This is a genomic window from Micromonospora sp. NPDC048839 (assembly GCF_040649915.1).
Taxonomy (GTDB): domain Bacteria; phylum Actinomycetota; class Actinomycetes; order Mycobacteriales; family Micromonosporaceae; genus Micromonospora.
Genome location: NZ_JBEZGL010000003.1, coordinates 223284 through 235342, shown reverse-complemented (window position 1 = coordinate 235342; position 12059 = coordinate 223284). Strand labels below are relative to the sequence as shown.

10 protein-coding genes and 2 pseudogenes are annotated in these 12059 nt (G+C 71.9%); 6 read left to right on the top strand and 6 right to left on the bottom strand.

The genetic code is table 11. The features are described from left to right. Positions 1-113: 113 nt before the first annotated feature. The gene (locus tag AB0C25_RS07100; protein WP_357370456.1) at positions 114-872 is read right to left on the bottom strand and encodes a maleylpyruvate isomerase family mycothiol-dependent enzyme; all 759 of its coding nucleotides are present in this window, start codon (positions 870-872) and stop codon (positions 114-116) included. Positions 873-941: 69 nt separating this feature from the next. Here AB0C25_RS07100 and AB0C25_RS07095 point away from each other — a divergent pair, with 69 nt between their 5' ends. Next, positions 942-2024, top strand: a complete 1083-nt coding sequence (locus tag AB0C25_RS07095; protein ID WP_357370454.1) for a UDP-N-acetylmuramate dehydrogenase — start codon at positions 942-944, stop codon at positions 2022-2024. Positions 2025-2032: 8 nt separating this feature from the next. Here AB0C25_RS07095 and AB0C25_RS07090 read toward each other — a convergent pair whose 3' ends face one another. Continuing rightward, positions 2033-2821 carry a class I SAM-dependent methyltransferase gene (locus AB0C25_RS07090; RefSeq protein WP_357370452.1) on the bottom strand — a complete coding sequence of 263 codons (789 nt, stop codon included), beginning with the start codon at positions 2819-2821 and terminating at the stop codon, positions 2033-2035. A 62-nt stretch (positions 2822-2883) separates the two neighbouring features. After that, positions 2884-3645, bottom strand: coding sequence for an SDR family oxidoreductase (locus tag AB0C25_RS07085; protein WP_357370449.1), 762 nt, complete (start codon positions 3643-3645; stop codon positions 2884-2886). Between the two features lie 205 nt (positions 3646-3850). Between AB0C25_RS07085 and mshA the strand changes: the two genes are divergently transcribed. The 4 genes and pseudogenes from mshA to AB0C25_RS07065 all read left to right on the top strand — a co-directional run. Further along, positions 3851-5215, top strand: coding sequence for a D-inositol-3-phosphate glycosyltransferase (mshA, locus tag AB0C25_RS07080; RefSeq protein ID WP_357370447.1), 1365 nt, complete (start codon positions 3851-3853; stop codon positions 5213-5215). Between the two features lie 57 nt (positions 5216-5272). Then, a complete protein-coding gene (locus AB0C25_RS07075) occupies positions 5273-5788 on the top strand; it encodes a YbjN domain-containing protein (protein ID WP_357370445.1) in 516 nt (171 codons plus the stop codon). A 345-nt stretch (positions 5789-6133) separates the two neighbouring features. Continuing rightward, a pseudogene (locus AB0C25_RS07070) lies at positions 6134-6436 on the top strand (hypothetical protein); the annotation flags it as partial. 594 nt (positions 6437-7030) lie between these two features. After that, positions 7031-7399 (top strand): annotated as a pseudogene (locus AB0C25_RS07065) (hypothetical protein); the annotation flags it as partial. 372 nt (positions 7400-7771) lie between these two features. Here the strand turns inward: AB0C25_RS07065 and AB0C25_RS07060 are convergent. Next, a complete protein-coding gene (locus AB0C25_RS07060) occupies positions 7772-9046 on the bottom strand; it encodes an MFS transporter (protein WP_357370443.1) in 1275 nt (424 codons plus the stop codon). A 75-nt stretch (positions 9047-9121) separates the two neighbouring features. Continuing rightward, the gene (locus AB0C25_RS07055; RefSeq protein ID WP_357370441.1) at positions 9122-10405 is read right to left on the bottom strand and encodes an MFS transporter; all 1284 of its coding nucleotides are present in this window, start codon (positions 10403-10405) and stop codon (positions 9122-9124) included. 153 nt (positions 10406-10558) lie between these two features. Here AB0C25_RS07055 and AB0C25_RS07050 point away from each other — a divergent pair, with 153 nt between their 5' ends. Continuing rightward, positions 10559-11326: a phosphoglyceromutase gene (locus AB0C25_RS07050; protein WP_357253834.1), complete on the top strand. Its 768-nt coding sequence runs from the start codon at positions 10559-10561 to the stop codon at positions 11324-11326. A 49-nt stretch (positions 11327-11375) separates the two neighbouring features. On the opposite strand, the gene phoU is transcribed toward AB0C25_RS07050, so the two are convergent. Beyond that, positions 11376-12029: a phosphate signaling complex protein PhoU gene (phoU, locus tag AB0C25_RS07045; protein ID WP_357253836.1), complete on the bottom strand. Its 654-nt coding sequence runs from the start codon at positions 12027-12029 to the stop codon at positions 11376-11378. Positions 12030-12059 lie beyond the last annotated feature (30 nt).

Here is a 12059-nt window from a genome sequence, read left to right as displayed (position 1 = left end):
GTGACCGGCGCTTTCCACCCTGTCAAGAGAGCGCTCTCTCGGCATCCCGGGGTTGCCCCGGTAACGGGCGAGGGCGCCACCCGTCGGGGTGACGCCCTCGTCGATCCGAACAATCACTTGGCCCGCAGGCCGTCCAGCAGGGCGCGGTCGCCAGCCACGTCAAGCGTCTCGAAGCTCACCCGACCCCAGAGCGCCAGCAGCAGGTCGCTCGCCGTGCCGCTGACCTGCGCCCGCGCGTGATGATCGTCGTGGTCGAGAATGGTCGCCGTGTCCAGCAGCGCCACGCCCTCGCCGCGCAGCCGCAAATACCACTCCTGCGCCGCGTCGGTCGCGGTGAGCTGCACCACCCCGCGCCAGTCGCCCGGCGTCCGCCGCCGCCCCGCCGGCAGCCAGGTGTCCAGCACCTCACTCACCCCGTCGGCCGCGAGCTTCGCCTCCACCGGCTCGCCGGCCGCGATGGCGAGTTGGGCGTCCCAACGGTGCACAGCCGTCTCGTGCGCCATCCGACGCGGCCAGAAGCCGGCCTTCTTCGGCTGCGGAGCCCAGTTCCACGCCGGCGCCTCCGGGTCGAGCCCGTCGAAGACCGTCATCAGCTGGTCGTACCCCTGCTGCCACAGCTGCAGCGGGGGCACCCCCGGGGACGCCTCAAGCGGCTCCCGGCGGGCCGGCTGAGTGGTCTGGCCGGCACCGGCGAACGACGAAACCCACTGGTAGATGCCCGCCAGGTGCAGTGTGAGGTCGCCGACCGTCCAGCCCGGACAGGACAGAACCGGTGTCTCCGGCGGCGCCTCGGCCACCGCCGCCGCGAACGCGGGACCCTCCGTTCGGAGCGCCCCGACCCAGAAATCCTTGCTGCCCTGCAGTCTGCTCATCGCCATCCTCCCGGGGGTGCCGGACGACCAGTGGGTGCCACGGCTATCGGTCAGCCTAAGGTGAAGGGCGTGCCAGACGCCTCCGCCCAGCCGACAACCGAAGCCGATCGTGCCATCCCTGGTCCACTGGCCAGCTACACCACCCTACGAATGGGTGGGGCGGCCCAGCGGATCGTGGTCGCCGACAGTGCCGACGAGATCATCCGCGCCGTCCGCGCCGCGGACGAGTCGGTCCTGGTCCTGGCCGGTGGCAGCAACGTGGTGATCGGCGACTCCGGCTTCCCCGGCACCGTCGTGCTGGTGCGCTCCCGTGGGCTGCGCGTCCTCGGCGAGGACGCCGGATCGGTCACCGTGCGGGTCGACGCCGGCGAGCCGTGGGACGACCTGGTCGCCGCCACGGTGGCCAACGGCTGGGCCGGGCTGGAGTGTCTCTCCGGCATCCCCGGCTCGACCGGCGCCACCCCGATCCAGAACGTCGGCGCGTACGGCCAGGAGGTCGCCGAGACGATCAGCGCCGTCGAGGTGTACGACCGGGCCGAGGGCACCCGCCACAGCATCCCCGCCGCCGACTGCGGGTTCGCCTACCGAGGCAGCATCTTCAAGTACCGGGACCGGTGGGTGGTCCTCTCCGTCGACTTCCGGCTCACCCGGTCGCCGCTCTCCGGCCCGGTGCGCTACGCCGAGCTGGCTCGTGCGCTCGGTGTCGAGGTGGGTGACCAGGTGCCGTTGGCCGACGCCCGCGCGGCGGTGCTGCGGCTGCGCGCGGGCAAGGGCATGGTGCTCGACGCCACCGACCCGGACACTCGCTCGGTCGGCTCCTTCTTCACCAACCCGGTGCTGGACCAGGCGACGTACGAGCTGCTCCTGGAGCGCGCCGCCGAGCTGGGCGACCCGCCCGCCTGGCCGGGAGCCGACGGCCTGGTCAAGGTGAGCGCGGCCTGGCTGATCGACAAGGCCGGCTTCACCAAGGGCCACCCCGGCGAGGGCGGAGTGTCGATCTCCAGCAAGCACACTCTGGCCCTGACCAACCACAGCGGCACCGCCAGCACCGGTGACCTGCTCACCCTGGCCCGCGACATCCGTGACACGGTGCACGACCGCTTCGGCGTGACTCTGCACCCCGAACCAGTCCTCATCAACTGCGCCCTCTGACCCCCGCACTAAGGGAGGGGCCAGGGGAGGGTCACCTCGCCCTGGCGCCAGCGCGTGCGGCCGCCCAGGACGGGCCAGCCGACCTCGCGGAGCCGGGTCACCGCTCTCAGCCAGCGCTGGCGGGGGCCGAAGGTGGCGTACGGGGCGGCGGCCTGCCAGGCGTCGTCCAGGGCGCGGATCAGCTCGTGCACCGGCTCACCGGGAACGTTGCGGTGGATCAGCGCCTTGGGCAGCCGCTCGGCAAACTCGGCGGGGCTGCCCAGCGTGGTGAGCTTCGCGGCCAGGGTCAGCGTCCGAGGGCCGTCGGCGTCGACCAACAGCCAGCTGGCGAGCCGACCCAACTCGTCGCACGTGCCCTCGATGAGCACCCCACCCGGGGCGAGCGCGGCGGTCATCGTCCGCCAGGCGTCCGGGACCTCGCTCTCGTCGTACTGTCGCAGCACGTTGAACGCACGGACCAGCACCGGCCGGAGCCCGGCCAACTCGAACCCACCCCGGGCGAACGTCAGCCCGGGTGGGTCGGCGGCCGGGGCCGCGGCCGCCACCCGGGCCGCGTCGATCTCCAACCCGACCAGCCGTACGTCCGGACGGACCCCGGCCGCCAGTCGAGCGCGCAGCTCCACCGCGGTCACCGGGGTGGCGCCGTAGCCGAGGTCGACCACCAGAGGGTCCACCGCCGCCAGGAGCCGGTCGGCACAGGTGGCGACGATCCAGTTGTCCACCCGACGGAGTCGGTTCGGGTTCGTCGTCCCGCGGGTGACCACGCCGAGCGGCCGGCGCCGCGCCACAGGGCTCATGTCGACCTCCGGGCCAATCTCGGTTCGCGACCGCGGGGCTCGAAGACCCGGCGCACTTCTCGCTAGACCCGGTGCACCTTGTGCTGGGCGGCCTGTGCCCGGGGCCGGACCACCAGCCGGTCGATGTTGACGTGCTCCGGGCGGGTGGCGCACCAGGCGATGCAGTCGGCGACGTCCTCGGCGACAAGCGGCCCCGGCACCCCGGCGTAGACGGCGGCCGCCCGTTCCGCGTCGCCCTCGAACCGGACCAGCCCGAACTCGTCGGTCTTCACCATGCCCGGGTCGATCTCGATCACCCGCAGCGGTCGGCCGCACAGCTCCAGGCGGAGCGTGCCGGCGATCGCGGTCTGCGCGTGCTTCGCGGCGGTGTAGCCGCCCCCGCCCTCGTAGACGGTCAGGCCGGCGGTGGAGGAGACCACCACGATGGTGCCGGAGCCGGACGCCTCCAGCGCCGGCAGCAGCGCCTGGGTGACCCGCAGGGTGCCGAGCACGTTGACGTCGTACATCCACTGCCAGTCGGCGACCGAGCCGGACTCCACCGGGTCCAGCCCACGCGCTCCGCCGGCGTTGTTGACCAGCAGAGTGACCGGTCCGGGTGCCTGGGCGGCGGCCTCGGCCAGCCCGGCCACCGACTCGTCCGAGGTGATGTCGCAGGTCACCGCGGTGGCGTGCCCACCAGCGGCGGTGATCTCGGCGACCAGGTCGGCGAGCCGCTCGGCGCGGCGGGCGGCGGCGAGAACGTGGAAGCCTTCGGCGGCGAGCCGGCGGGCGGTGGCCGCGCCGATCCCGCTGGACGCTCCGGTGACGATGGCGACTGAGGTCATCCCGACATTGTCACCCCGGGCGGACGACCCGCCCCGACCGGGCGTACGGCGACCGTGGGTGGGCGTCGGGTGATGAGGTCCGTCACGCCGAGGGGCCGCGCCGGGGAATTTCCGAAGCCCGATGGGGAAGATGACATCCGGCGTACAGGTTGACCGAGAAGCGCCGGTCGTGCGAGACGGCATCAACCGTGACAAAGGAGCGGATGTGGCGGAAATGCACACCGGTGTCGGGCGTCAGCGAGGTGCCCAGCCGTGGCCCCGGCCTCGCCGTATCGCCACCCTGTCGGTCCACACCTCCCCCCTGCACCAGCCCGGCACGGGTGACGCCGGCGGCATGAACGTCTACATCCTCGAAGTCGCCCGGCGTCTCGCCGAGGCCAACGTGGAGGTGGAGATCTTCACCCGGGCCACCTCCGGCGACCTCCCCCCGCTGGTCGAGATGGCGCCCGGCGTGCAGGTCCGGCACATCACCTCCGGCCCCCTGGAGGGCCTCACCAAGGAAGAGTTGCCCGGCCAGCTCTGCGCGTTCACCGCCGGGGTGCTGCGCGCCGAGGCGTCCCGCCCACCCGGCCACTACGACCTGATCCACTCCCACTACTGGCTCTCCGGCCAGGTCGGCTGGCTGGCCAAGGAACGCTGGGGCGTGCCGCTGGTGCACACCGCGCACACCCTCGCGAAGGTCAAGAACGCCCAGCTCGCGGCCGGCGACCGACCCGAGCCCAAGGCCCGGGTGATCGGCGAGGAGCAGGTCGTCGCCGAGGCGGACCGGCTGGTCGCCAACACCCGGGTCGAGGCCAACGACCTCCTCACCCGCTACGACGCCGACCCGGACCGGGTCAGCGTGGTGCAGCCGGGTGTCGACCTGGGTCGGTTCCGGCCCGCGCCGGGCAACCGGCTCGCGGCCACCCGTGAGGCTCGCCGCCGGCTGGGGCTGCCGTCCGACGGGTACGTCGTCGCCTTCGTCGGTCGGATCCAGCCGCTGAAGGCCCCCGACGTGCTGATCCGCGCGATCGCCGCGCTGCGCGAACGCGACCCGGCGCTGGCCGACCAGGTGACAGTGGTGATCTGCGGCGGACCCAGCGGCAGCGGGCTGGATCGGCCCACCGCGCTCATCGAACTGGCCAGCACCCTCGGTGTCACCGACGGGGTGCGGTTCCTGCCGCCGCTCACCGGAGACGACCTCCCCGCCCTGTACCGGGCGGCGGATCTGGTCGCGGTGCCGTCCCACAACGAATCGTTCGGGCTGGTCGCCCTGGAGGCACAGGCCTGCGGTACGCCGGTGCTGGCCGCCGCCGTCGGAGGACTGGTCACCGCCGTGCGGGATCAGGTCAGCGGCGTACTGATCGACGGCCACGACCCGGTCGACTGGGCCAGGGCGCTGGGCCGCCTCCTGCCGGACCGAGCCCTCCGGGCGGCCCTTGGCCGAGGAGCCGAGCAGCACGCCCGGCACTTCTCCTGGGACCGTACGGTCGCCGGTCTGCTCGGCGTCTACGGCGAGGCCATCGCCGCACACCGCGCCCGGCTCGCGGCCGATCTGGCGGCCAACCCGGCGCTCTCCTGCTCCTGGTGACCGAGGGGCGAAGTCGTCAACGGGTGCGCCGGGCGGGTCGGTCGTAGAGTGGGTCCAGTGAGCCCGAAGAGCGATCTTGCGACCCTGATCGAGTCGGTCTGCGCCGAGCGGGAGTTGGCCTGGGAGTCGACCGGCCCCGACTCGTACGCGGTGACCCTGCCGGGCACGCACAAACTCAAGACGGTCTGCAACCTGATCATCGGGGAGCACGCACTGCGGGTCGAGGCGTTCGTGATGCGCCAACCGGACGAGCGCCGCGAGGAGCTGTGGGCCTGGCTGTTGCAGCGCAACGCCCGGATGTACGGCGTCTCCTTCTCCACCGACGCCGTCGGGGACGTGTACCTCACCGGACGGGTCAACCCGGCCGGCGTGGACGCCGACGAGTTGGACCGGCTGTTCGGCTCCGTGCTCACGTACGCCGACGAGTCGTTCGACACGATGCTGGAGATCGGTTTCGGCAGTTCGATCCGCCGCGAGTACGAGTGGCGGGTCAAGCGCGGCGAGTCGACCGCCAACCTGGCCGCTTTCGCCCACCTCTTCGAGCCCTCCGGCTCCGGCCCAGACCACTCCTGACCCTGCGCCCCGCGAGCGCCCTGCGTCCCCCGCGCGCCCTGCGCTCGCGTGCGTGCCCTGCGCTCGCGTGCGCCCTGCGTCCCCCGCGCGCCCTGCGCTCGCGTGCGCCCTGCGTCCCCCGCGCGCCCTGCGCTCGCGTGCGCCCTGCGTCCTCTCTCGCAAGATCGTGCTCGAACCAGGATGTAGTGGTGTCGTCGACGTGGCGAGGCCACTCGATCCTGGATCGAGCACGATCATGGCGAGCCGACTGTGGTTCGGACTGCTCCTGACGGGTATGCCGCTCCGCGCGGTGCGGCGAGGGACCCCCGCGCGCCGAGGACGGAGTGTCAAGGAGCGGAGCGTCCCATGGCTCAGCGGAACAGCTCAGGTCGCGGCGCGACTGCGACCAGGACGAAGCGACAGGCCGGCAACCAGACGCCGGGTACCCCGGGAGTCTCCGAGTCGGAGATCTCCCGGATGCGGGTGGATGACATCCGCGGGCAACTGCGCAAACGCGGGGTCTCCGGGATCTCCGCGCTGCGTAAGCCCGACCTGGTGAAACAGCTGGTGCGCTCGATGCGGGCCGGCGCGGGTCGGAGCAGCACCGGCCCGACGGGCCGGGCCACCGGCACCCGGGCGTCGGCGGGTCGTGCCGCCGCCACGAAGAAGTCGGCGGCCAGGCCGGCATCGAGCCGCGCGAAGGCCGCACCGGCGAACAAGAGCGCTCCCGCGAAGCGGGCCGCCGCAACGAAGGCCACCGCCACGCGGAAGTCGACGGCGGCGGCGAAGAGGGCGCCGGCGAAGAAGGCCACCGCCGCAACGAAGGCCACCGCAGCGAATAAGGCCACCGCCGCGAAGCGGACCACAGCGGCGGCGTCGACGGCCGCCCGCAAGACCACGGCCGCCCGCAAGACCACCGCCGCGAGCCGGACCACGGCCGCCCGCAAGACCACGGCCGCCCGCAAGACCACGGCCGCCCGCAAGACAGCGACGGCGCGTACGGCGCCCGCGCGGAAGGCACCGGCGAAGAAGGCGCCGGCCCGGCCGGCGGCGAAGCGCACGGCACCGGCCAAGAGCGCGACAGCCAAGCGCGCGACAGCCAAGCGCACGGCACCGGCCAAGCGCGCGACAGCCAAGCGCGCGACAGCCAAGCGCACGGCACCGGCCAAGCGCACGACAGCCAAGCGCACGGCACCGGCCAAGAGCGCGGCGGCGAAGCGCACACTGACGCCGTCGAGCGGTGGCGGGACGACGGCCGGTGGGATCCGGACCGGGCGGGGTACCGGGCGGTCGGTTCGCAGCTCGCAGGTGATCTCGTCGGTGCTGGACCGGCCAGAGCGGCCAGGGCGGAGTCTGATCACCACGAATCACGAGGTGATCCAGCGGTGGGCCCGGGAGCGTGGGGCCAAGCCGGCGACCATCGCGGGCACCGAGCGCGATGGTCGGGCGGGCGTTCTGACCTTCAACATCCCCGGTTACCGGGAAAGTAGCCGAATTCGCGAGATCACCTGGGATGAGTGGTTCTATACCTTTGATCTGCGACGACTGAACCTGATTTATCAGGAACAGTTGCGCAACGGTCGGCAGAGCAGCTTCTTCCGGACCGAGTCACCCGATCGGGAGGACGGTTGAGGCGTTTGCGGGAATGGCTGACGGGTACGCGGCTGTTGCCAGAGATTGAGGCCCGAGCAGCGGATACTCGTCAGTTGTGACCGGCGAGACAGGCGTTCTGGGTTGAATCCAGAATCCGGGCGAACTAACTTTATTGCACCGCGCCACGCTTGGAAACGTTCGGGGGAGCGGCGGATCGATCAGATCCGCGCACCAGGCGAGGCGCGAGGGGACGGGTGGATTTACCGTTGGGGGACGGTGGCCCACCTGTTTGGACCGGCGGCTGAGCGGGCGATGCTTACGGGGGTGAGTGTCTGCCCGCCGCCGCCGGCCCCACCGGCGGGCGCCCGTCACGACTTCAGGGTCGTGGTGGGCGCTTTGCCGTGTCGAGGGTCATGCGGCGGGCACCCGGTCGGCGGACGATGCCTGCTCCCGCCGTAGCGCGGCGACGTGCCGTTCCCGGGGTGGTCCGGCGACCAGGTGCCCGACCGCCGCGGCCATGCCCAGCCCACCCACGAGCAGCCAGTGCCGGTCGCCGAGGTGTTGCAGGCTCACCCCGCCGAGGGTGGGAGCGACGAACGCCGCCGCCGGGAACGTCAGGTAGAAGACCGCCTGATATCGGGCACGGAGCTGCGGCGGCGCCAGGTCGGCGTTGATCTGCGCGTTGGGCGGGGCGGCGAGCATCGAGCCGATCGTCCAGACCGCCGCGGCACCCAGGTAGACGGCCAGTTCGTCGGCGACGACGAGCGCCCCGAAGCCGAGCGCGAGCAGCGCGGTGGACGCGGCCAGTACGACGTCCTTCCGGTGTCTGTCGATCAGCCTTGGCACGAACAGTTGCCCGATCACGATCAGCGCGCCGCCGAGCGCCACCACCAGCCCGTACGCCGATGGACCCAGACCGTCCGCGCGCATGGCCAGCGGCATGATCGTGGACGTCTGCATGGTGAGGACGGCCAGCACGAAGGTGAGCCCGACGAAGATCAGAAAGGTGCGGTCGGTGAGCGCGGTGTGCAGGCCCTGCCGACGGGGCTGGGCCGACGCGCGGGTGGCCGACGCAGGGTCGGCGGGCGGAGCGGCCAGCCGCAGGGTCTCCGGCACCTTCCAGGCGATCACGGCGGCCGCCGTCAGGGTGGCACCGGCGTCGACGAGGAACAGCGCCGTGAAGCTCGCCTCGGCCAGCACCCCGGCGAGCAGCGAGGCGACCGCCATGCCCAGGTTGAACGCCCAGAACTGAAGGTTGAACGCGCGGGAGCGACGCTCGGCGGGCACCACGTCGACGATCGCCGCGACGAACGCCGGACTGGGCATCGAGTGGACGACGCCGACGAGCGCGGAGAGCACCGCGATCAGAAGCAGGTGCTGGCTGAAGGCGAGTGCCACCATCAGGGCGGCCGTGCTCAGGTGCGCGGCGAGCAGGGTCGCCCGGCGGCCCCACCGGTCGGCGAGGACGCCACCGAGCAGCACGCCGGCCGCACCACCGGCCCCGTACGCGCCGACCACGGTGCCGGCCAGCCCGATGCTCGCTCCGCGTACGTCGGTGAGGTAGAGCGAGAGGAACAGCATGGCGAACGCGCCGGCCCGGTTGATCAGCAGTCCGGCCCAGAGGTACCAGAAGGTGGCGGGAAGCCCGCCCGCGGTGTCGTGCCACCAGCGCCGCAGGGCGTGCACCCGACCTCCATACAGTTCGCTTTCTTAACTGTTCCGAGTGCAGGGTAGGAAATCGGGCCGCCCCGGCGCCAGTCGTCAGGCGGCTGCCTCGGCGGGTTGCGGCGCCCGGCTGGTGTCGACGGGCGCCAGGGCCTCGCCGGATCGGCGCAGCGCGGAGGCCCGCCGCTCCCGTGCCGGTCCCGAGATCAGGTGGGCCACGGCGGTCAGGACGCCGAGCGCAGCGCAGCCGTACCAGAGCGCGTCGTTGCCGACGTGCTCGCGTACCAGGCCGCCGAGGATCGGCGCGCTGGCCCCGGCGATCTGCCAGGACAGGGAGAAGACGCCCTGGTAGCGGCCGCGCAGCTCGGCCGGGGAGAGTTCGGCGATGAGCGTGGAGTTGGACGGCGAGTTGAGCATCTCGCCGACCGTCCAGATCAGCACGGTCAGCCCGTAGAACCAGGGGGTGCCGGCGAACGCGGTCAGCCCGAACCCGACGCCCATCACCACGGACGCCAGCGCGAGCACGTGGGAGCGGCTCCGACCCCGGATCAACCGGGGTACGAAGAGTTGGCCGACCACGATGAGGACCCCGTTGAGCGCGATCACCGAGCCGTAGGTGGCCGGGCTCAGACCGTCGTCGCCCATGGCGATCGGCAGCATCGAGATGTGCTGGAGGAAGACCAGCGCGGCGAACAGGTTGAGAGCCACGAAGCCGAGGTAGACGCGGTCGGTGAGGATCGTGCGTAGGGCGCCGCGCGGGGCGCTCGCCGCGGCGGTGGCGGCGCTGCCGGACTGCCGGGTCTCCGGCACCTTGATGAAGATGATCAGCGCGGTGATCAGCATCGTGCCGGCGTCGACCACGAAGAGCAGCAGGTAGTCGGCCTGCGCGGCAAGGCCGGCGAGGACGGCGGCGCAGGCGAAGCCCAGGTTGATCGCCCAGTAGTTGAGCGAGAAGGCGCGCAGCCGGTCCTTCGCCGGCACCACGTCGATCATCATGGCCCCGAACGCGGGCCGGGCCGCCTCGGCGAACATGCCGAGCAGCAGGGCACCCAGCGCGACAGCCCAGAGGTCGCGGGCCAGGCCGAGGCCGAGCATCATCGCGGCCGCGCCCACGTGGGCGGTGAGCAGTGTCGGCCGGCGACCCCACCGGTCCGCGAGGGTGCCGCCGGCGGTGGTGCCGAATGCCCCGCCGACGCCCCACAGGCCGATCACCAGCCCGGCCTGGGAGGCCGAGAAGCCGCGTTCCTGGGTCAGGTAGATGGCGAGGAACACGAGGACGAACGAGCCGAGCCGGTTGATCAGGGTGCCCGACCACAGGTACCAGAAGGTGGTCGGTAAGCCGCCGGTGGTGTCCCGGAACCAGCTCCGCATCGTCCGCATATGGCGCCCCGCTTGCAAAGTAATGACCGATGTGACTGTCGTGCCTTACAACCCTAGCGGCGGCCGCAGCCGCAGGTCATCCGTGTTTTCACGTGGTGGTCGTCACGACGGCTGCCCGCGTGTCCCCTCGGCGGTTGAGGCAGGATGATCCGCATGACTGCGAGCGAAGGGCCCACCGTCGGGACGCTGGTCCTGCTGCGACACGGTGAGAGCGACTGGAATGCCAAGAACCTCTTCACCGGCTGGGTGGACGTCGACCTGACCGAGAAGGGCGAGCGCGAGGCACGGCGCGGCGGCGAGCTGATGCGCGAGCACAGCCTGCTGCCGGACGTCGTGCACACAAGCGTGATGCGCCGTGCGATCCGCACCGCCGAACTGGCGCTCAACGCCGCCGACCGGCACTGGATCGCGGTGCGCCGGTCGTGGCGGCTCAACGAGCGCCACTACGGCGCCCTGCAGGGCAAGAACAAGAAGCAGACCCTCGACGAGTACGGCGAGGAGCAGTTCATGCTCTGGCGCCGGTCGTACGACACGCCACCGCCGCCGATCGACGACAACGACGAGTGGTCGCAGGTGGGTGACCCCCGCTACGCGCTGCTGCCGACCGAGCTGATGCCGCGTACCGAGTGCCTCAAGGACGTCGTCGAGCGGATGCTGCCCTACTGGTACGACTCGATCGTGCCGGACATCCTGGCCGGCCGGACGGTGCTGGTGGCCGCGCACGGCAACTCGCTGCGCGCCCTGGTCAAGCACCTCGACCAGATCTCCGACGAGGCGATCGCCAAGCTGAACATCCCGACCGGCATCCCGCTGCGCTACGACCTCGACCCGCAGTTGCGCCCACTCACCCTGGGCGGCACCTACCTCGACCCCACGGCAGCTAAGGAAGCCGCCGCCGCGGTCGCCAACCAGGGCCGCTGAGCCGACGACGAAGGCCCCCGGGATTCCGGGGGCCTTCGTTCTGCCTGGTTCAGCTCGCGGAGGGCCCGCTCTGCCCGGTGATCAGGTAGATCACGTGCTCGCCGGCGTTGACCGCGTGGTCGGCGAAGCGCTCGTAGAAGCGGCCCAACAGGGTGGCGTCGATCGCGGTCTCCACCCCGTACGGCCAGTCGTCGCCGAGCAGCACCGCGAAAAGGTTCTTGTGCAGCTCGTCCATGGCGTCGTCATCGCGGTCCAGTTCGCCGGCCAGGTCGGCGTCGGGCTTCGCCAGCACCGAGCCGATCTTCACGGCCATCCGGTCGGCGATCTCGGACATCTCGGTGAAGACCGTCCGCAGTTCGGCCGGGACGGCGGGGGAGGGGTGCCGGCGTAGCGCCGTCTTGGCCACGTGCTCGGCGAGGTCGCCCATCCGCTCCAGATCAGCGGCCACGTGCAGCGCGGTGATCATCGCCCGGAGGTCGGAGGCGACCGGCGCCTGTCGGGCCAGCAGGTCACAGACCCGCTCCTCGACGTGTCGGTAGAGGTCGTCGATCTCGCCGTCCCGCTCGATGACCGTCTCGGCGGCCTGCCGGTCGGCGGTGAGCAGGGCCCGGGTGGCCTGGCGCATGGCGGCGCGGACGCCCTCCGCCATGTCCACCAGCAGTTGGCTGACGATCTGGAGGTCGGCCCGAAACTCGTCGCGCATCATCACGTCCTGTGGTCGGTCGCCGCCGAC

What these genes read in the sequence shown, in the direction of transcription:
- phoU (WP_357253836.1), bottom strand. Translation starts at nt 12,029, where the DNA reads ATGCGCGACGAGTTTCGGGCCGACCTCCAGATCGTCAGCCAACTGCTG.
- AB0C25_RS07055 (WP_357370441.1), bottom strand. Translation starts at nt 10,405, where the DNA reads ATGCGGACGATGCGGAGCTGGTTCCGGGACACCACCGGCGGCTTACCG.
- AB0C25_RS07085 (WP_357370449.1), bottom strand. Translation starts at nt 3,645, where the DNA reads ATGACCTCAGTCGCCATCGTCACCGGAGCGTCCAGCGGGATCGGCGCG.
- AB0C25_RS07090 (WP_357370452.1), bottom strand. Translation starts at nt 2,821, where the DNA reads ATGAGCCCTGTGGCGCGGCGCCGGCCGCTCGGCGTGGTCACCCGCGGG.
- AB0C25_RS07100 (WP_357370456.1), bottom strand. Translation starts at nt 872, where the DNA reads ATGAGCAGACTGCAGGGCAGCAAGGATTTCTGGGTCGGGGCGCTCCGA.
- AB0C25_RS07050 (WP_357253834.1), top strand. Translation starts at nt 10,559, where the DNA reads ATGACTGCGAGCGAAGGGCCCACCGTCGGGACGCTGGTCCTGCTGCGA.